Genomic DNA, 19,144 nt, shown 5'->3' with positions numbered 1-19,144 from the left:
CAAAATCACGTACAATAAACGGGTTATTTGGATAAGGAATCTTGCAATGCCACCATTTGTCTTGGTCGATGGCTCATACTTTTTATTTCGTGCTTTTCATGCTTTGCCACCGCTCACCACGTCAACTGGCTTACATACCAATGCAATTCGTGGGGCAATTTCTGCCATCCAAAAACTGATGCGTCGTACCCAGCCAACACATATGGCAGTCATTTTTGATACGCCAGAACCAACTTTTCGTCATGTGCTATCGCCGATTTATAAAGGTGACCGCCCAAGTATGCCTGAAGAATTATCAGAACAAATTCCATACTTGCATGCCTTAATTCGTGCTTTAGGTATCCCCTTATACATGCTGCCAGGTGCAGAAGCAGATGACATCATCGGGACTTTAGCCAAACGTGCGGAAGCCGCAGGACAGCAAGTGCTGATCTCCACAGGCGATAAAGACATGGCACAGTTGGTAACCGATAAAGTCACCTTAGAAGACAGCTTTAAAGACAAGCCCATGGATGTGAATGGTGTGTTTGAAAAGTTTGGGGTGTGGCCAAACCAAATTATTGATTATCTGACCTTAATGGGCGATGCCTCTGACGGCATTATGGGTGTTCCAGGTGTTGGCGCCAAAACTGCGGCAAAACTGTTAACAGAATACGGCTCAATTGGTGGCATTTTAGAAAATGTCGATAAAATTAAAGGCAAAGTCGGTCAAAACATCAAAGAACATGCCGATGGAATTGCTCTCGATCATCAACTGGCAAGTATTGTCTGCGACTTAGAGACAGGACTGACCTTTGACGATCTCAAACTCCAAGATCCGAATACCGAAGCCTTGCGTTCACTGTATACAGAACTTGAATTCCGTCAACAGTTGCAATCACTCGATCATCCAAACAATCCCAATAGTGCAACCTACAAACAAGCGACGCAACACATTGCTAAATCAGCGCAGTCTGAAACCGTCATCAATACAGAAGATCAGGCCGTTCAAAGCAGTGTCGATGACCAACTGGGTCAAGCGAACTACCATACTGTGCTCAGTGCAGAACAGTGGGCATCATTATTCAAACGCTTAAGTACAGAAAAACGTTTTGCCTTTGATACTGAAACCACCAGTTTAGACTATCGCGTTGCGCAAATTGTTGGGTTTTCTGTCGCATTTGATGCTCAAGATGCATATTATGTTCCACTTGCGCATGATTATGAAAATGCACCTGTGCAGTTAGATCGTGAACAGATCTTGGCGCAAATTAAACCTATTTTAGAAGATGAGTCGGTTCAAAAAATTGGTCATCATTTGAAATACGATGCGCATGTCTTAGAAAATCATGCCATTGAGCTAAAAGGCTGGTATTTCGATACCATGTTGGCATCTTATGTACTCAATGCCGTGGCGACTCGTCACGGGATGGACGACGTTTCACGCCTCTACCTCAGCCACTTAACCACTACTTTTGAACAAGTGGCAGGTAAAGGTGCAAAACAGAAAACCTTTAACCAAATTGAGATCGAAACTGCTGCTCACTATGCTGCGGAAGATGCCCATGTGACCTATCGACTGTTTGAAGTGCTCGATGCCAAACTGCAAAAGCACCCTGAACTGGTCAATATTTTACACAATGTCGAAATGCCAGTTGCCCGTGTCCTGACCATCATGGAAGAAAACGGCATTGAGCTCGACTTAAGCTTCCTTGACCAACTCGGTGTTGAGTTTGCCAATACCATGGCCAATCTTGAAAGCCAGATTACCGAACTGGCGGGACAAAGTTTCAATGTCAGCTCTCCGAAGCAAGTCGGTGAAATTCTGTTTGATAAACTCGGACTTAAGGGCGGCAAAAAAACCGCAACAGGTCAGTACAGTACCTCTGAAAGCGTTTTAGAGAAAATTGACCACCCGATTACCGAGCTGATTTTAGACTATCGCGGTTTATCCAAACTAAAAAGCACCTATACCGATGGCTTATTAAAACAAGCCAACAGTAATACCCATCGTGTACATACTAGTTACCACCAAGCACTGACCGCAACTGGTCGTCTGTCTTCGACCGACCCAAACTTACAGAATATTCCTGTGCGTGAGGAAATTGGCCGTCAAATTCGTAAAGCCTTTATTGCACCACAAGGTCGCGTATTATTGGCAGCCGATTATTCACAAATTGAACTGCGTTTAATGGCGCATTTCTCACAAGATGAAGCCTTGGTCGATGCTTTTAATCATGGGCAAGATGTACACCGTCGTACAGCGGCTGAAGTATTAGGTGTCGCACTTGAAGATGTTACTTCAGACCAACGTCGTCAGGCCAAAGCCGTCAACTTCGGTCTACTCTACGGCATGTCTGAGTTTGGCTTAACCCGTCAACTCGGTTTTAGCCGTGAAGAATCGCGTGGCTATATTGCGAAATACTTCCAGCGTTATCCGGGCGTGCTCGACTATATGGAACGTACCCGCCAAATTGCACGTGAACAAGGTTTTGTCGAAACCATTTTAGGCCGTCGCTTGTATACGCCCGATATTATGGCAAGCAATAAAATGATCAAACAAGCGGCTGAACGTGCCGCAATTAATGCACCGCTGCAAGGTTCTGCTGCGGACATTATTAAAATGGCGATGATTGCAGTTGATCAAATGCTGCCTAAAGATCAAGCCAAAATGCTACTACAAGTACACGATGAATTGGTTTTTGAAGTCGATGAAAGTATTGCAGATGAATTGGCTCCAAAACTGGCAAACGTGATGCAATCCGTCTTGCAAATTTCTGTGCCACTGTTGGTTGAAGTCGGCAAAGGTCGAAACTGGGATGAAGCCCACTAAAACATTTGCACCTTCCTCCTCCTAGGAGGAAGGCTGGGATGGAGGTCATTTGCCTCCTAGAAGAAATATCAACATCTACACCTAAAAGTTTCAACCACAAAAAAGGACTCGCAATCGAGTCCTTTTTTATTCACTACAATCTTATAAACCAGTGAGCAGGACAATCGCCACTTCATTCATAATCATTTCAGCAATATACAGCGCCAAGAACGCCACGATTGGAGAAAGATCAATCATCCCCATATTGGGCAATAAACGGCGAAACGGTGCCAATAATGGTTCTGCAAGTTCTTGAATCACTTCGATATAAGGCGAGCGTGACTGCGTAAACATCACGACCCAACTTAAAATAATCGTTGCAAAAATCAGGTAACGACAGAAACGAATCAAGTCCTGAATCATGGTCACAAAAGTTAAAATGACCAAATGCACAGGACTATTCGGCATCGCTCCAGAGAGATACATGACGCCAAAAATTTTCAGTAAGTACAATAAAACCAAAAGCACTAAAGCCGCTAAGTTAACGCGGCCTTTCGCTACATTTGGAAAAATACGACCAAACATATCCACAATTTTTGTGGCTTTTACGGTCGACATCACCACTGGGTTATAAAAGTTAACCGCTGCCAACTGCATGAGAAAGCGGAAGAACACCAGTAAAATTGCAACGTTAATAATGATGCCAAAAATTAGCGCAGAGTTTGCACCCATACTTGAACTTTCCTAAATAAAACGATTATTTGCTACTTTCACTCAGCTCTTGAGCAAGTTCCTGACTGCGCTTTTGAGCAGCAGCCAATGCAGCTTGGATATTTTGTGAAATTTGTGCACGATCAAACACTTCAAGTGCCGCTTGGGTTGTACCATTCGGTGAAGTGACATTTTTACGCAATTCAGCTGGTGTATTTGAGCTCGTGATTGCCATTTGTGCCGCACCCAATGCAGTTTGCAACGTCAATGCGGTTGCCACTTTTTCATCTAAACCGAGGTTTTTACCTGCACGGATCATGCTTTCCATCATATAGAAAAAATACGCAGGACCTGAACCAGACACCGCAGTCACAGCATCAATTTGCGCTTCCTCGCCTACCCATAAGGTCAAGCCTGTTGCAGCAAGTACTTGGCTCGCCAAATCACGGTCTTCTTTATCTACAGCCTCAGTGGCATATAAACCATGCGCACCTGTTTGTACTAAAGCAGGCGTATTTGGCATCACACGAACAATACGATTACTGCCAGCTAATGCAGCAATCGTTGCAATTTCAGCACCCGCAACAATCGAAATAATCAACTTACCGTCAAACAAACCGTTTAATGGTTTTAAAACATTGGCTAAAACTTGAGGTTTAACCGCTAAGACCACGACATCGGCTTCACGAATAGCAGATGCGTTATCCTCAGTCACCACCAAGTCTTTTTCAGCCAATAAATGACGAACTTGTTCAACAGGATCAGAAACCGTAATGCGAGTTGAAGGTAAACCACGTGAAATCAAGCCACCAATGAGGGCTTGAGCCATGTTACCACCGCCGATAAAACAAATATTACGATTCAACACTGCGCTCATGATTATTTCTCTATCCTGAATTTTTTAACTAAGCGATTAAATTTGGTTGCCATCCACCCACTTCACAATAAGCCGACTCGACCAACCAAAATCCTTTAGGCGTAAAAACACCAAGCATAACATTATCTATGCTTAATATTTGTATTGTATGACGTTGCCACGGAAAAATTTGTGCGCTCTGAATGGCTTTTTTCAACGGCCAAGCCCCAACACGCCCATACAAATGCAATTTTTCTCCACCTAAACGTGGTTTTATCTGTAAAGGCTGCTCTAATAATGCAGAGGACAGTCCATATTTTTGTGTTTCAATCCGATATTGCCCTGAAGCCAATACATAAGCTTGATCTAAACTAAACCGTTGCTCAATTGACTCAATCGTCTGACATTCTTCCGCCAAATACTCTGCTTTACTGACACGAAAGAGCTGTTGTTGATAGCGTACATAATAATATTGGTTCCAATGCAATGCGGCTTGAGCATCCACTTTGGATTCAATCACTTCATCAAACAAGCGTTGCACCATATCAAAAGCGGGGCGATATAAATCCTCACCTTTCATCCAAGCGGACAGTAACTGTCGCTGTCTCGGTGCAGATAACTGACGGAATGGGGTTAAATTTAAAACCGTAACATTGCCACAACTGGCCCAGTCTTGCGCCAATACATCGGCTAAAATCGTTTCGGCATCTTGCATCAAATAACTGGTGCGTGCCAAAGCTTGCTGCATTTTCGGAAAGCGTTGTTCTAAGATTGGCCACAATTCAGCTCGGCACCATGCCCGATCATAACTGGTATCAAAATTGGTTTGGTCTTGAATATTTCTCAGCTGCATCTCAGCAGCCCACAGCTCAATTTGCTGTCTGGACAAAGCCAATAGAGGGCGCCAAATTGTAAATTGCTCTCGTATGTCGATGCCCTGCATGGCGGTTAGTCCATGAATCCCCGCACCAGAGAGTAAACGGAGTAAAACGGTTTCGGCTTGATCTTGTTGATGATGGGCGAGAACTAAAATTTCATTGGCAAGAAGATGCTTCTGAAAGGCCGCATAACGTGCACTACGCGCTTGGCTTTCTACATTGCCTGTATCAACATCCACTGCTTGAATCACACATGGGACATCAAGGACATAACATTGTTCTTGAACAAAGCTACCCCACTGCGGACTAACATCCTGCAATTGATGATCAATATAGATGGCGCGAATGCGCTTGGGAAATAAATGAGACATCAAATGGAGTAGCAGCATGGAATCCATGCCACCACTACATCCGATTAAAAAATGAGGCTGTTCAGGCGTATCCTGAAACTCAGTTAAGACACTAGCCCTAAATTGTCGCTGCCAAACTTCATTAAACGTTGGTAACGTGCTTCGCATCGTTCATTCGCATCCATTGGTTGCAACTCAGCCAATGCATCTTTTAAAACGGTTTTTAAAGCATGCATGACTTGTTCTGGGTTGAGATGAGCGCCTTCACCTTCATCGACCACATATTCAACAATACCAATTTTCTGTAATTTTTCAGCAGTCAATGCCAAAGCTTCGCTGGCTTGCTCTGCTTTTTCAGCTGTTTTCCATAAAATAGACGCACAGCCTTCAGGTGAAATGACTGAATAAATACTATGGGATAACATCACCACACGGTCAGCCACACCAATACCCAGTGCACCACCTGAACCGCCTTCACCAAGTACGGTTGCAATGACAGGCACTTTCAGGTTTGAAAGTTGTGCCAAAGATGTTGCAATTGCTTCAGCCTGACCACGTTCTTCTGCACCCACACCTGGATATGCACCCATGGTGTCAATAAAGGTAAAGACGGGTAGATTAAAACGTTCAGCCATATCGAGTAAACGTTGTGATTTACGGTAACCTTCTGGGTTACTCATACCAAAGTTATGTTGTAACTTTTCACGCGTACTACGACCACGGTGTTGACCCACAATCATGACTGGCTGACCATCAAAGCGAGCTAATCCACCGATCATTGCACCATCATCACCAAATAAGCGATCACCATGCAAAGCATCAAATTCGGTAAAAATTTCACTCACATAATCTAAAAATTGCGGACGCTCAGGATGACGTGCAATTTGAACCGTCGTCCATGCTTTGGATTGCGCAGCTTTATTCTTCATAGCTCAACCATAAATCCCTAATTGACCAATTTATTCATCGACAAATTGTTCTGATTGGATATCCAGCTCAACATCCCAATGCTTAAATTGCGCTTGCTCATCATGCAAGTCTGCAACCAGCAAAGGCCATTGCGCGGCATTACCAGAAACACTCAGCTGCCATTGTTGCGCATTGCCTACTGTTAATTCAATGGCAGGAAGCATCTGATCGCTACGACTATGATTGAGTAAAACTGCGAGGCGAAGTAACAAACACAGATAGACTAATTTGTTGCCACCGACCTTCATCACATCAACACGTGCGTCACTGCGCAGCTTACGACGGTGATGGGCCACCAAATGCGATAGATGGTTTTGATCGATTTGCGAGAAGCCCGCAATGTCTGAATGTTGCAATAAATATGCACCATGACGATGGTAGCCCGCATGACTAATCGCTAAACCAATTTCATGCAGATAAGCTGCACGACGCAGTAAATCACTGTCTTCTGTGGTTAATTTTAGTGAATCCGCCACACCATCAAACAAATGCTGAGCCATGTTCACGACCCGTTCAGCTTGTTTTGGATCGGCGTTATAACGACCCATTAACGCTTGTACAGAACGATCTCGAATATCTTCATGTTGAAAACGTCCCAGCAAGTCATACATCACCCCTTCGCGTAGGGCACCATCCGAATACACCAATTTATCCAGTTCAAGTACATCAAAAATGGCATACAAAATAGCGATTCCGGCTGGCAAAACTGCTCGACGGTCTTCTTTCAGACCATCAAATTCCATCTCAGCGACGTGTTTATATTTGAGCAATTTTTCTTTGAGCTTATCTAAACCGTCACGAGTGAGCTCTTCTTTTTCATTACTCCAGCCCATATTCACGGTAATTTGACGACACGCTTTGATGGTTCCACTCGAACCGACCACCGTATCCCAACCCGCTTCTTTATAGGTATTGGCAATTCCAGATAGCTCCTTACGTGCTGCAACCACGGCTTTATCAAAACTTTTTTGGTTAATTTCACCATCAACAAAGAAGGCTTTGGTAAATGCTACACAGCCCATTTGTAAAGATTCGGTATGAATGGGCTCAAATTCTTCACCAATAATCAGCTCTGTTGAACCCCCACCAATATCGATCACTAGCCGGCGCCCACTGTTTACCATGGTATGAGATACACCCAAATAAATCAGACGAGCCTCTTCGCGACCTGCAATAATTTCGATGTGCTTCGGCAAAATTTCTGCCGCTTTTTGAATAAATTCATGTCCATTTTTAGCTTGGCGTAGCGCATTGGTTGCCACAATTCTTAAACGATTCGGCTGAACCGAACCTAAACGTCCGACAAACCGAGATAAGCAGGCCAAACCACGTTGCTGTGCGGCTTCTGTTAAGTTTTTATTTTCATCTAAACCCGCTGCTAACTGTACTTTTTCTGACATTGACGCAACTTTTTTCACTTCGCCATGGTCCACTCGAGCAATTGCTAAGTGGAAGCTGTTCGACCCCATATCGATGGCAGCAAGTAACTCTTCATCAATCAAAAAATCAGACATGATTTAATATAAACCTATACAGAATTGTGCTTAGATTAATTCACCTCCATGCAATTTAAAAGCCATTTGTGGTCAGAAATTGACGATCTTTTAAAATTTCGGCATATATGACAATTGTGTTACACGATCAGTAACATCGTGAGCTTCAATTAGACAAATTCAAACTAAAGGTTGAAAATTTAGTAATCCATCTACTCAGTGATAGCAGGCTATGACATACTATTAGCCATAAAACTATCCAAAAATTGAAACTGGAGCTATCCATGTCTGGCAATATCGTAAATACAACTGATACAAACTTCGACGCTGATGTACTTCAATCAGACGTTCCTGTGCTTGTTGACTTCTGGGCAGGCTGGTGTGCGCCATGTAAAGCAATTGCACCTGTATTAGAAGTATTGGCGAACGAATACGAAGGTAAAGTGAAGATTGTTAAAGTTGACGTGACTTCTTGCGAAGCAACGGCTGTGAACTATAACATCCGTAACATCCCTGCATTACTTATGTTCAAAAATGGTGAAGTTGTTGCTCAACAAGTGGGCGCTGCACCAAAATCGAAATTGACTGCTTTCATTGAAGAAAACATTTAAGCATCCATTTAGATTGAAAATGAAATACGCTGTCTAAACAACAGCGTATTTTTTTCGGCTATAAATTGACAAGTCTGTCTTTCTCTCTTATATTGCATGATCAAGAGATAAAGGATTATTCAATCCTGTCATTTTCTTAAAAGACACAACACATAAGATCGCCGCTCGGCAATACAAATTGTTTTGACACGTTTCTCTTCAAACAATGAATCAGTCCTCTGAATTGTTATAGTTCAAATACAATTGCGTTACTTCATTGCATGTCTGCGGCTAAATGTTGCTTCCTTTTCATCCTGTAATTTAGAATTTTTGATTCTTATCTGACCTCCTATGAATTTAACCGAACTCAAGAAAAAACCGATTGGCGAACTCATCAAAATTGCTGAATTTATGGGCCTCGAAGGAATGGCTCGTAACCGTAAGCAAGACATTATTTTTGCCATCTTAAAGCGCCATGCGATGAATGGCGAAGAGATCTTTGGGGATGGCGTTTTGGAAATTCTGTCAGATGGCTTCGGCTTCTTACGCTCTGCAGCGGGTTCTTACCTTGCAGGCCCAGATGACATTTATGTTAGCCCATCTCAAATTCGTCGTTTCAATCTACGTACTGGTGACACCATTACGGGAACCATTCGCCCACCCAAAGAAGGCGAACGTTACTTTGCACTGTTAAAAGTGAACCAAATTAACTACGACACTCCAGAAAACTCACGTAACAAAATCTTGTTTGAAAACTTAACACCACTTTTCCCAACCGAGCAATTGGTGATGGAACTTGGTAACGGGACGACAGAAGATTTAACCGCACGTGTAGTTGACTTGGTTGCACCTATCGGTAAAGGCCAACGTTCAATTATCGTAGCACCGCCAAAAGCGGGTAAAACCATGTTGTTACAAAACATCGCTCAGTCGATTGTGCGCAACAACCCTGAGTGCTTCCTGATCGTTCTTCTCATTGACGAACGTCCTGAAGAAGTGACGGAAATGGAACGTACAGTTCGTGGTGAAGTCATTGCGTCAACGTTTGATGAATCTCCTGCTCGTCACGTTCAAGTGGCTGAAATGGTGATTGAAAAAGCAAAACGTTTGGTTGAGCACAAGAAAGACGTTGTGATTCTACTCGACTCCATTACCCGTTTAGCACGTGCTTACAACACGGTTGTTCCTTCATCTGGTAAGGTTTTAACTGGTGGTGTGGATGCACATGCACTAGAACGCCCTAAGCGTTTCTTCGGTGCAGCACGTAATATTGAAGAAGGTGGCTCACTAACCATCATTTCTACAGCCCTGATTGAAACTGGCAGTAAAATGGATGAAGTGATCTACGAAGAATTTAAAGGTACAGGTAACCAAGAAATTACACTGGATCGCCGTATTGCGGAAAAACGTGTCTTCCCTGCGATGAATATCAAAAAGTCTGGCACCCGTCGCGAAGAGCGTCTAATGTCTGAAGACAATCTACGTAAGGTTTGGATTTTACGTAAACTACTTCATACCCAAGATGAACTTGCAGCAATGGAGTTCTTACTTGATCGTATGAAAGAAACTAAAACCAACGATGATTTCTTTGATCAAATGAAGCGTAAAGCGACCAGTTGATCCGACCTGCTTCACCTAAAAAGGCTGTCTTAACGACAGCCTTTTTATTTGGTTGACTTAGCTTACACAAAGCAACATTTCATCCGATTCTCTGTAAACTTATTTGCAAGTTTTTGATAAACAAAAATTTGAAATAAAAAATCTTCATCTTTTTAAATGTTTATTCAGCACTTCTCCAATACAAACCTCATCATTGATTGTTATTTTCTGTTAAAAAAGCCCTGTTTTTAGACCTTTTTTATCACTTTTTTCATCCCAGCTAGTAGCAATTCAAAATGCGCAGTGATAGCATATTTGCAGACCAGTTAGGCTGCTCCTGCATTGTTAGTCCCTAGCAAAATTAGGAACAATAAAAGCATACAACAGACTAACGTCGGTTTTTTTTAATCTCATATTTTAGAGAGTGATGCCATGTTATTCAAAAAAATCGCTATTGCTGCTGCAGTTGCTACTACTTTAGCTTTCGTTGGCTGTGCTAAGAAAGAAGAAGCTCCTGCTGCTGCTGCTGCATCTGAAGTTGCTGCTGCATCTGAAGCTGTTCAAGCTGCTTCTGAAGTTGCTGTAGATGCTGCTGCTGCTGCTTCTGAAGCTACTGTTGCTGCTTCTGAAGCTACTGCTGCTGCTTCTGAAGCTACTGTTGCTGCTGCTTCTGAAGCTAAAGCTCACTAATCTCTTAGAGATTAGTCAAAAAGAGAGCCCGTGGCTCTCTTTTTTTATGCTCAAATTTTACCAAAAAACAAAGCTCTACTATTTGGCAAGAATTGAATCAGCCAAACGATCACCCAAAATTCTAAGCAAAAAAAAAAGCAGATCAATCGATCTGCTCATTTCCCACACGCTGGCGGAATTTCTGCCCTGCGCGGAAGGTCACTACACGGCGTGCAGAAATCGGAATTTCTTCACCCGTTTTCGGGTTACGACCTGGACGTTGACGTTTATCACGCAACTCGAAGTTACCGAAACCAGAAAGTTTAACTTGCTCACCAGAGATTAGCGCTTGGCTAATCTCGTCAAAGAACAACTCGACCATTTGCTTAGCTTCACGACGGTTTAAACTCGTGAGCTCACTTAGATGGTCAGCCATTTCCGCTTTTGTTAATGCTGTCATGAAGCCCTCAATGTCGCCTGATAAGTGTTTTCCAACACTTGTAAAATATGATCCATACCGGATTTAATTTCAGCATCTTCGAGCGTACGTGATGGGTGTTGCCAAAGAAGTGCAAATGCCAATGAGCGCTTACCGTCTTCAACGCCTTGCCCAGTGTACACATCGAACAACCAAGTCGAGTCTAAAAGCTCACCACCTGTTTTTTCGATAAGTTGCTGAATTTCACTTACATTTATCTTATCACTAATTAAAAGCGCAATATCACGTCTAACCGACGGAAAACGTGATAATTCTGTAAAATTAGATACATAAGTTTGCAAAACAGCCGATTGATCAAGTTCAGCCACCCAAGTTGTGCTCAAATCCAGCGCATCTTCTAAAGATGGATGTAATCGACCAAAGTAACCAATAGATTGGCCATCGACTAAAATCTCAGCAGACTGTCCTGGATGCAACCAGCTACGCTCAGAACGAACATAGTCTACTTGCACACGACCTGCTGCCAATACCTCTTCAATTTCACCTTTGAAATCAAAGAAATCCATAGCTTGAGGTTTAGCATGCCAAGTTTCTGAAGTTTTTGCACCTGTTGCAATCACTGCAAGGGTAGGAATTTGTTTCAAATCATGAATAGATTCAGCGTCTTGATAGTCAAAACGTAAACCTAGTTCAAAGAAACGTACACGGCTTTGTTGGCGGTTTACGTTGTATTGCACACACGGAATCAAACTAGAAAGCAGTGTTGAACGCATCACCGCTAAATCGCTTGAAATTGGGTTAGCCAAAGCCAAAGGATTCACAGCCGCATTGAGTTGCTTCTCAAGCTTTAAATCTGCAAAGCTAAAGCTAATTGCTTCTTGATAACTCAAAGTCACGAGAGTTTGACGCAGCTGAGTCATTTCAAATTGGTCTTGATATTGCGCCAATTTCGCTTCAATTTTTGGCAAACTGATTTGAATATTGTCATAACCATGAATACGCGCAACTTCTTCAATCAGGTCTTGGTAGATCGCCATATCATAACGGTGTGAAGGCGGTACTACAGACCACTGACCTTCTGCTTTAACCGTCACAGCACAACCTAAACGGGTTAAGGCATCCGCAATAAATGCAGCATCTACACGATAACCGAGCAATTGATCCACTTGTGCTTGTTCTAGCTCAATCGCTTCACGCTTCGGTAAAACATCTGCTTGTTCCGCAGTCGTAATCGGACCGAACTCACCACCCGCCAATTCTGCAATCAATTGTGATGCGCGGTACATCGCGAGCATTGGGAGTTCAAAATCCACGCCACGTTCATAACGCTGCGATGCGTCGGTATGCAAACCAAAGCTACGGGCACGACCTGCAATTGCTAATGGGGCAAAGAATGCAGACTCTAAGAAAATGTCTTGGGTTTCATCGGTAACAGATGAAGACAAGCCACCCATGATGCCTGCAATCGCTAATGCTTTTTCATCATCCGCAATCACCATGACTTTTTCATTGAGCTCAACTTCTTGTTCATTCAGTAGAACCAATTTCTCCGCCGTATTCGCTTGACGAACTTGGACTGAACCTTGAATTTTTGCTGCATCAAAAGCATGAAGCGGTTGACCCAACTCCATCAGTACATAGTTTGTAATATCAACCAAAATACTATGCTGGCGAATCCCTGAGCGAACCAAAGCACGTTCCATCCATTCTGGGGTTGCGGCTTTGGTATTCACGTTTTTAATCACACGACCCAAATAGCGCGGGCAGCCTTCAGTGCTCACCACAACTTTTTTCTCATCAGCAATGGTCGCAGCAACGGCATTAATTTCAGGTGCAGTCACAGTCAGTTGGTTAATTACCCCAATTTCACGGGCAATACCACGAATGCTGAAACAGTCACCACGGTTTGGCGTGATGCTGATATCAATCACATGATCATCAAGCTGTAAGTATTCACGAATATCCGTACCTACTGGTGCATCAACGGGTAACTCTAAAAGACCATCAATTTTATCTTCTAGATCAATTTCAGATGCACCACACAGCATACCTTGTGATTCAATGCCACGAAGTTTGCCTTTCTTGATTTTGAAATCACCTGGAAGCACAGCACCAATGGTTGCCACAGGGGCTTTCATACCGACTTGTACGTTTGGTGCACCACAAACAATTTGTAAAGGATCGCCTGAACCAATATTCACTGTGGTCACACGTAAACGGTCTGCATCGGGATGCTGCTCTACAGTCAACACTTCACCAACAACCACACCAGTGAACGTTTTTGCCGCAGGCGATAAATCATCGACCTCTAAACCCAACATGGTCAGTTGATCAGATAAAGTATTGCTATCAACGGCTGGGTTAACCCATGTACGCAACCAATTTTCGCTAATTTTCATTTTGTTAAAAACCTATAAATCTAAATTTTTGAATCCCCCTCTAACTCCCTCTTTTGGAAAAGAAGGAGAACCCCGAGTCATCACAAACAACTCCTCTCCTTCAAGGAGAGGTAGGGAGAGGTATAAATCTGTTTAAGCAAATTGGCGTAAGAAACGCACATCGTTTTGGTAGAACATACGTAAGTCATTGATGCCATAACGAAGCATCGCAAAACGTTCCACACCCAGACCGAAAGCAAAGCCTTTGTATTTTTCAGGATCAATCCCTGCTGCCTGCAAGACATTTGGATGCACCATGCCACAACCAAGCACTTCTAACCATTTACCACGTTCATCCATAATATCCACCTCAGCACTTGGCTCTGTGAATGGGAAATAAGATGGGCGAAAACGTACTTTTAAATCTTTTTCAAAGAATTCATTTAATAGATTGACCAATAAACCTTTCAGTTCTGCAAAGCTTGTATTTTCAGCCACATACAAACCTTCAATTTGATGGAACATTGGCGAATGCGTTTGGTCAGAGTCACAGCGGTATACACGCCCCGGGCACACAATACGAATCGGGGGTTGCTGGGTTTCCATGGTACGAATCTGTACACCCGAAGTATGGGTACGTAGCAAATGTGTCGCATCGAAATAGAAAGTATCGTGCATTGCACGCGCAGGGTGATGCCCTGGAATATTTAAAGCTTCAAAGTTGTGATAGTCATCTTCAACTTCAGGGCCAGTTTCAATCACAAAACCCGCTTTGGTAAAGAACTGACAAATACGCTCTTGTACTTGAGTAACGGGGTGAATACTACCAATCGTTTGACCACGACCCGGTAAAGTAATATCCACCGTTTCACTTGCAAGTTTTTGCGCCAACGCTGCTTGTTGTAATTGTGTTTGGCGTTCAGTTAAAGCACCGGTAATCGCTTCACGGACTGCATGAATTTGCGCACCAAAATTTTTACGCTCTTCAGGGTCCATTTTACCTAAAGCTTTTGATTGCTCAGCGAGCTGGCTTTTCTTACCCGTAAACTGCACTCGTACTTGATCGAGTGTAGCAAGGTCCTCTGCTGCTGCAATCGCAGCAAGCGCTTCAGTGGTCAGGGCTTCCAGTGACATAGTAACTCTCAAAGCAACAATTTATAAAATTAATAAAACCCCATATTCTATCAGTTTTTAAGCACGTTGATGAAGCTCTACGATCAGGAAAATTTGTTTAGTACATGGTTTTATAAACAGGTTAAGATAGTGTCATCACAGAAGAGAACAACAAACGATGTCGCTTGATCCTATTTGGCAACAACAACTTACTTTAGTTACTTATGGCAATGAATATTTGCGCCACAACCTAAGTTTCCAACGTTGGTTAGAACATGCCATTTTTGACCGACATTGCTTTCAGTTTCGTGATCTGAATAGCCAACATTTACTGGCTCAGCATTTTCAGGTCTGGCTTGAAGCCTTAAAAAAACAAGGGGTCAAACAGCTCAGTCTGCATAGCTCAACATTGCTAGCAGATGAAAAGAACCCCAACCCAAATATTGAACTGCTTGCTACACCACATATTATTGTGAGCCATCAAGCACAGCAAAAAACTGCTTGGATTTTTGGTAAAGAACTGGCTGAGTGGTACAGCGCTGAACACGATTTTATAATTCCAAAAGCACAACAAAGCTCAATCCGTAGCGAAAATTTATGGCGTTTTGAACTGAATCACAAACTCAGCAAACGCATTGAAGCGGATTTACAAACGCCGAAATGGGATGAAATCGAGAACTTTACCGAACAAGAACTATTTAGTGCGCCATTTGCACAAGATTTAGTAGAGCCAGAGACGGCAAACTTACCTTACTATGGGCAACAAGATGCCACAGATGCAGTCCACCGTCTCGCTCTTTTACCAACAGATTACGCTGCTGATTATGCACACCAAACGCTGTATCGTTTAGATACACTATCAGCATTTATCCAAACTAAAATTCAACATCCTTATAATGCAGAAGGCCAAGTACTCACGCCAGATGAGCTATTGAACTTACGTCATTTTGAGCAAAAGATTGATGATTTAAGTACCAAGTTTATCGTAAAAGTGGCCAATCACTATCAAACCGCGCAGCTCACACCCAAAGACACAACTACACCACTGGATGCACGTAATCATCCAACACCTAAATTAAGTGCGATAGAGAGCAGGCCTCATGAAATACACCATAAATCGGGGAAAACTGGGGTGTTTGCTTTAATCGTGATTACGATTTTGATCTGCCTAGTTGGCTATTATTTTGGCTTATAAGTTATTACCGAGATATCTAAGCGCTCCTCTCAATGAGCGCTTTTTTATGGATTCAATTTCTTTAGGCAGTAATTAGAAGATTGAAGGGCCGAATCTTGATTTGTACCTTATGCTGATTGGCATGTTGATTAATATAATGATTAACCGAAACAACCTCCCCCTCTAGCTCCGCATCAGGTCCATACATAATTTTGACTGACTCACCTTTTCTGGGAATCATTTGTAATTCCACCGTGATACTTCCCTGTCCCATTCCAGTAATTTCTGCAAGCATATCCCGCTCCTTTTCTTTTTAATCTTTTTATTTATTAGGCATCGACCACCTTTGAGATTAAAGCAGATTTATGTAACTAAAGCTTAGAGGTTCATCTTAATCGCTGAGTATGCACTGCTATTCTCTGATTTAAACGCTAAGCTTTTCAACAGCCAACTGATCTAAAAAATGACTCACCTGCTTCGGTGTCTTTAAATGAATCCACTGTATATGTTGATATTCAGGCATCTGCATCATTTTTAGGTATTTCTGTCGGTTTTTAGCATGTGTTTTAATCATCCACCAAATAATCGAGTCCCGACCAAACATCCGCAGCAAACTTTCCCGATTATTCGAGTTTTCCCATAAATCCTGTTGTGCCCATGCCCGCTGAACCGCACGCTTCACAGAACGGTAAAGGTTGACTGGAAAAGGTAAGTCCAACCAAATGACAGTATCAATTTCCGCCCATTTCACAGGAATGGCGCGGGTATAGTTACCATCGATCACATAGCCCTGTGTCGCCTTCTGTACTTCTGCCTCAATCTTGGCAAAGAACACCTCATCGGGACATTCTTGCCAGTCATCAAGCCAAAATAGATTATCCAACTCGATATAATGCAAATCTAACTTTTCGGCCAAAGCTCTGGAAAATGTAGATTTGCCTGTAGCAGAAGTTCCTACAACATTGATTCTTTTCATAACCATCTACCAAGACTCGAAAAGAGTTAAAAAAACTATATCTAGAAGTTTCAATACTTAAAACATTATTAGCAATAAAATTACAATTAAAGTAATAGCCTAAAAACGTAAACACCGATATTCTCTGCACCGACAAAACAATAATTTTTAGTATTTATTCAATTAGTAAAATATAGTTATCGGAATTAAAAAGTGTACCTAAATAGAGCTTATCGCCAAATTGCATTTGTGAGTTATGGAAATGAATATTTAAATGGTGCGGTTGATACAGAGATCCTAGATAGGCATCCATTATTATTCAACCATTTTCCAATATTACGTGATACTAAATACGGTACGCTTTTATGCGGTTCTGCTTCACATCTCTTAAGTAGGTTACAAGAATCCGGAGCCATAAAACTGAGTTTACATGTTGCTCAAGACTTGCATATGGAACTCAATGACTCTTCGATTTTTTATTTTTCAACCGATGAAGAAAGTTTCTGTATTGTTGTGCATTATCCTCATAATGAATATAAAGTTTTAATCCATAGCGATGAAACACCAACATGGCAAAGTTTTGATGAACATGGAAACAAAGATTTTTATAATTATTCCAATTATTACCAAAATGTAGAGGCATACACGTTACACCACCCATCCCCTCAAGCAATTTCTACTATAGAACAAGACTTAAAGCCAATCAATTGGGATACTTTTTTTAAAGACACAGAAGCACGTCTTTATTTTAATGATATGGCAAAACAATATGGCAGTTATCCAATTCCATTAGATATCAAAAATTGCTATGTCGGCGATTTATTCAATGATTCTATAAAAGAGCAGTATCCGATATTTCCATTCACTATCCGAAAAAATTACGTTTCGAATTTGATAGAAAATACAGCTTTATTAGAACAGCAATATTCCGCTGCATCACATTCAAAAAATGAATATTCCGATTATATTCAAATGAATAATAACGAAAGGGATACTTTTTCAGCAGCCTATAATCAACTGACCCTACTCCGCCCACTAATCTTTAAACACTGTGCAAATCAATATCAGTTTTCAGACATTAAAAATTGTAATTACTTGTCCAATATTCCAGAAACAACAAAAAATTCTTCTTTTTCTATTGAAAAAAATACCGTTCAAATTCGGACATCTAACGATGTAGTAGAAAACACCGCACACCTAAAAGACATAGAACATCAAGTAGAAACAAAGTGCGTAGCTGTAAGCTCTTTTAATTTATTCAAAATCATGAAATTTTTATGGCACATCATTTGGTGTTACTGTGCATTGTGGACTTTGGCTTTCTATTCCGTATCATGGGGAAATACTTTTATACTAACGATTGCATTTTTATATGCACTTTATAAAAGCATCATTCATTCAAACAATAAAAAAGACCGCTAAAAAGCGGTCTTTCTTTAAGTCTTAAAGACTTATGCAGCTAATGCATCTTTAGCTTTAGAAGCTAAAGCAGCAAATGCAACTGCGTCATGCATAGCGATGTCAGCAAGTACGCGACGGTCGATAATCACTTGAGCTTTTTTCAAGCCAGCGATCATACGGCTGTACGATAAACCATTTAGACGAGCACCAGCATTAATACGCGCAATCCATAGAGCACGGAATTGACGTTTTTTCTGACGACGGTCACGGTAAGCGTATTGACCCGCTTTGATTACTGCTTGGAACGCTACGCGATATACGCGTGAACGAGCGCCGTAGTAACCTTTAGCACGAGCAAGAATTTTTTTATGACGGCGATGAGCCTGTACACCACGTTTTACACGAGCCATTTATAATCTCCTTAGATGTATGGGCACATACGACGAACTGAAGCAACGTCACTCACGTGAACCATTACACAGCCGCGTAATTGACGAATACGCTTAGCAGATTTTTTGGTCAAAATGTGGCGTTTGAACGCTTGTTTACGCTTGAAACCGTTAGCAGTAGCTTTAAAACGCTTAGCTGCACCACGGCGAGTTTTCATCTTAGGCATAACAACCTCTTTTGAACACCTGTTCGGAACGTTTGCACCATTGCAAAACGACCTGCAGGTAAGGGAGCGAATATTCTAATCGAACTTTGTCTAAAACAAAAGCAAATAATCAACAATAAAAGCAAGCTTAGTTTATTTCCCGATAAGCTTTAAGCGATGAAT

The 19,144-nt window shown here is 42.0% G+C and carries 18 protein-coding genes; 6 read left to right on the top strand and 12 right to left on the bottom strand.

Annotated features, from left to right (window positions below; all coding sequences use genetic code 11):
• Positions 1 to 46 precede the first annotated feature (46 nt).
• Entirely contained in the window at positions 47 to 2,812 is a 2,766-nt protein-coding gene (gene polA / locus F946_RS04210) for a DNA polymerase I (protein WP_004979208.1), read from the top strand.
• Between the two features lie 141 nt (positions 2,813 to 2,953).
• Here the strand turns inward: polA and F946_RS04205 are convergent, their stop codons facing one another.
• The 5 genes from F946_RS04205 to ppx are packed head-to-tail and all read right to left on the bottom strand — an operon-like array spanning position 2,954 to position 8,069.
• Positions 2,954 to 3,523 carry a YggT family protein gene (locus tag F946_RS04205; protein WP_004979206.1) on the bottom strand — a complete coding sequence of 190 codons (570 nt, stop codon included), beginning with the start codon at positions 3,521 to 3,523 and terminating at the stop codon, positions 2,954 to 2,956.
• Positions 3,524 to 3,548: 25 nt separating this feature from the next.
• Positions 3,549 to 4,379 carry a pyrroline-5-carboxylate reductase gene (gene proC / locus F946_RS04200; RefSeq protein WP_004692257.1) on the bottom strand — a complete coding sequence of 277 codons (831 nt, stop codon included), beginning with the start codon at positions 4,377 to 4,379 and terminating at the stop codon, positions 3,549 to 3,551.
• A 28-nt stretch (positions 4,380 to 4,407) separates the two neighbouring features.
• Positions 4,408 to 5,754: a tRNA lysidine(34) synthetase TilS gene (gene tilS, locus F946_RS04195; protein ID WP_080632287.1), complete on the bottom strand. Its 1,347-nt coding sequence runs from the start codon at positions 5,752 to 5,754 to the stop codon at positions 4,408 to 4,410.
• A complete protein-coding gene (locus tag F946_RS04190) occupies positions 5,691 to 6,515 on the bottom strand; it encodes an acetyl-CoA carboxylase carboxyltransferase subunit alpha (RefSeq protein WP_004979202.1) in 825 nt (274 codons plus the stop codon). The genes tilS and F946_RS04190 overlap by 64 nt, the downstream gene beginning before the upstream one ends.
• A 30-nt stretch (positions 6,516 to 6,545) precedes the next feature.
• Entirely contained in the window at positions 6,546 to 8,069 is a 1,524-nt protein-coding gene (gene ppx / locus F946_RS04185) for an exopolyphosphatase (RefSeq protein ID WP_004692262.1), read from the bottom strand.
• Positions 8,070 to 8,332: 263 nt separating this feature from the next.
• Here ppx and trxA point away from each other — a divergent pair, with 263 nt between their 5' ends.
• From trxA to F946_RS04170, 3 genes are all read left to right on the top strand, one after another.
• Positions 8,333 to 8,659, top strand: coding sequence for a thioredoxin (gene trxA / locus F946_RS04180; RefSeq protein ID WP_004692264.1), 327 nt, complete (start codon positions 8,333 to 8,335; stop codon positions 8,657 to 8,659).
• 330 nt (positions 8,660 to 8,989) lie between these two features.
• Positions 8,990 to 10,258, top strand: coding sequence for a transcription termination factor Rho (gene rho, locus F946_RS04175; protein WP_004692266.1), 1,269 nt, complete (start codon positions 8,990 to 8,992; stop codon positions 10,256 to 10,258).
• 411 nt (positions 10,259 to 10,669) lie between these two features.
• The gene (locus F946_RS04170; RefSeq protein WP_004979199.1) at positions 10,670 to 10,927 is read left to right on the top strand and encodes a hypothetical protein; all 258 of its coding nucleotides are present in this window, start codon (positions 10,670 to 10,672) and stop codon (positions 10,925 to 10,927) included.
• A gap of 142 nt (positions 10,928 to 11,069) precedes the next feature.
• Here F946_RS04170 and F946_RS04165 read toward each other — a convergent pair whose 3' ends face one another.
• From F946_RS04165 to pheS, 3 genes are all read right to left on the bottom strand, one after another.
• Complete coding sequence (locus F946_RS04165) at positions 11,070 to 11,366, bottom strand: integration host factor subunit alpha (RefSeq protein WP_004649746.1); 297 nt, start codon at positions 11,364 to 11,366, stop codon at positions 11,070 to 11,072.
• Positions 11,363 to 13,744, bottom strand: coding sequence for a phenylalanine--tRNA ligase subunit beta (pheT, locus tag F946_RS04160; RefSeq protein ID WP_004979196.1), 2,382 nt, complete (start codon positions 13,742 to 13,744; stop codon positions 11,363 to 11,365). The genes F946_RS04165 and pheT overlap by 4 nt, the downstream gene beginning before the upstream one ends.
• A gap of 132 nt (positions 13,745 to 13,876) precedes the next feature.
• Positions 13,877 to 14,857, bottom strand: coding sequence for a phenylalanine--tRNA ligase subunit alpha (pheS, locus tag F946_RS04155; RefSeq protein WP_004979194.1), 981 nt, complete (start codon positions 14,855 to 14,857; stop codon positions 13,877 to 13,879).
• Positions 14,858 to 15,014: 157 nt separating this feature from the next.
• Between pheS and F946_RS04150 the strand changes: the two genes are divergently transcribed.
• The gene (locus tag F946_RS04150; protein ID WP_004979192.1) at positions 15,015 to 16,031 is read left to right on the top strand and encodes a hypothetical protein; all 1,017 of its coding nucleotides are present in this window, start codon (positions 15,015 to 15,017) and stop codon (positions 16,029 to 16,031) included.
• A 61-nt stretch (positions 16,032 to 16,092) separates the two neighbouring features.
• On the opposite strand, the gene F946_RS04145 is transcribed toward F946_RS04150, so the two are convergent.
• Both F946_RS04145 and F946_RS04140 read right to left on the bottom strand, forming a co-directional pair.
• Positions 16,093 to 16,305: a KOW domain-containing RNA-binding protein gene (locus tag F946_RS04145; RefSeq protein WP_004692273.1), complete on the bottom strand. Its 213-nt coding sequence runs from the start codon at positions 16,303 to 16,305 to the stop codon at positions 16,093 to 16,095.
• Positions 16,306 to 16,434: 129 nt separating this feature from the next.
• Complete coding sequence (locus F946_RS04140; RefSeq protein ID WP_035326386.1) at positions 16,435 to 16,986, bottom strand: P-loop NTPase family protein; 552 nt, start codon at positions 16,984 to 16,986, stop codon at positions 16,435 to 16,437.
• Positions 16,987 to 17,178: 192 nt separating this feature from the next.
• Between F946_RS04140 and F946_RS04135 the strand changes: the two genes are divergently transcribed.
• Complete coding sequence (locus F946_RS04135; protein ID WP_004979188.1) at positions 17,179 to 18,387, top strand: hypothetical protein; 1,209 nt, start codon at positions 17,179 to 17,181, stop codon at positions 18,385 to 18,387.
• A gap of 29 nt (positions 18,388 to 18,416) precedes the next feature.
• Here F946_RS04135 and rplT read toward each other — a convergent pair whose 3' ends face one another.
• Positions 18,417 to 18,776 carry a 50S ribosomal protein L20 gene (rplT, locus tag F946_RS04130; RefSeq protein ID WP_004692276.1) on the bottom strand — a complete coding sequence of 120 codons (360 nt, stop codon included), beginning with the start codon at positions 18,774 to 18,776 and terminating at the stop codon, positions 18,417 to 18,419.
• 11 nt (positions 18,777 to 18,787) lie between these two features.
• A complete protein-coding gene (rpmI, locus tag F946_RS04125) occupies positions 18,788 to 18,982 on the bottom strand; it encodes a 50S ribosomal protein L35 (RefSeq protein ID WP_004278281.1) in 195 nt (64 codons plus the stop codon).
• Positions 18,983 to 19,144: the final 162 nt, after the last annotated feature.

The sequence above is a fragment of the Acinetobacter johnsonii ANC 3681 genome (assembly GCF_000368805.1).
GTDB classification, from domain to species: domain Bacteria; phylum Pseudomonadota; class Gammaproteobacteria; order Pseudomonadales; family Moraxellaceae; genus Acinetobacter; species Acinetobacter johnsonii.
The sequence above is the reverse complement of the archived record's forward strand: the minus strand, read 5'-3'. Positions and strand labels throughout refer to the sequence as shown.

Excerpts from the sequence above, each read along its gene's own strand:
- polA (WP_004979208.1), top strand. The coding sequence starts at position 47 with ATGCCACCATTTGTCTTGGTCGATGGCTCATACTTTTTATTTCGTGCT.
- F946_RS04205 (WP_004979206.1), bottom strand. The coding sequence starts at position 3,523 with ATGGGTGCAAACTCTGCGCTAATTTTTGGCATCATTATTAACGTTGCA.
- proC (WP_004692257.1), bottom strand. The coding sequence starts at position 4,379 with ATGAGCGCAGTGTTGAATCGTAATATTTGTTTTATCGGCGGTGGTAAC.
- tilS (WP_080632287.1), bottom strand. The coding sequence starts at position 5,754 with ATGCGAAGCACGTTACCAACGTTTAATGAAGTTTGGCAGCGACAATTT.
- F946_RS04190 (WP_004979202.1), bottom strand. The coding sequence starts at position 6,515 with ATGAAGAATAAAGCTGCGCAATCCAAAGCATGGACGACGGTTCAAATT.
- ppx (WP_004692262.1), bottom strand. The coding sequence starts at position 8,069 with ATGTCTGATTTTTTGATTGATGAAGAGTTACTTGCTGCCATCGATATG.
- trxA (WP_004692264.1), top strand. The coding sequence starts at position 8,333 with ATGTCTGGCAATATCGTAAATACAACTGATACAAACTTCGACGCTGAT.
- rho (WP_004692266.1), top strand. The coding sequence starts at position 8,990 with ATGAATTTAACCGAACTCAAGAAAAAACCGATTGGCGAACTCATCAAA.
- F946_RS04170 (WP_004979199.1), top strand. The coding sequence starts at position 10,670 with ATGTTATTCAAAAAAATCGCTATTGCTGCTGCAGTTGCTACTACTTTA.
- F946_RS04165 (WP_004649746.1), bottom strand. The coding sequence starts at position 11,366 with ATGACAGCATTAACAAAAGCGGAAATGGCTGACCATCTAAGTGAGCTC.
- pheT (WP_004979196.1), bottom strand. The coding sequence starts at position 13,744 with ATGAAAATTAGCGAAAATTGGTTGCGTACATGGGTTAACCCAGCCGTT.
- pheS (WP_004979194.1), bottom strand. The coding sequence starts at position 14,857 with ATGTCACTGGAAGCCCTGACCACTGAAGCGCTTGCTGCGATTGCAGCA.
- F946_RS04150 (WP_004979192.1), top strand. The coding sequence starts at position 15,015 with ATGTCGCTTGATCCTATTTGGCAACAACAACTTACTTTAGTTACTTAT.
- F946_RS04145 (WP_004692273.1), bottom strand. The coding sequence starts at position 16,305 with ATGCTTGCAGAAATTACTGGAATGGGACAGGGAAGTATCACGGTGGAA.
- F946_RS04140 (WP_035326386.1), bottom strand. The coding sequence starts at position 16,986 with ATGAAAAGAATCAATGTTGTAGGAACTTCTGCTACAGGCAAATCTACA.
- rplT (WP_004692276.1), bottom strand. The coding sequence starts at position 18,776 with ATGGCTCGTGTAAAACGTGGTGTACAGGCTCATCGCCGTCATAAAAAA.
- rpmI (WP_004278281.1), bottom strand. The coding sequence starts at position 18,982 with ATGCCTAAGATGAAAACTCGCCGTGGTGCAGCTAAGCGTTTTAAAGCT.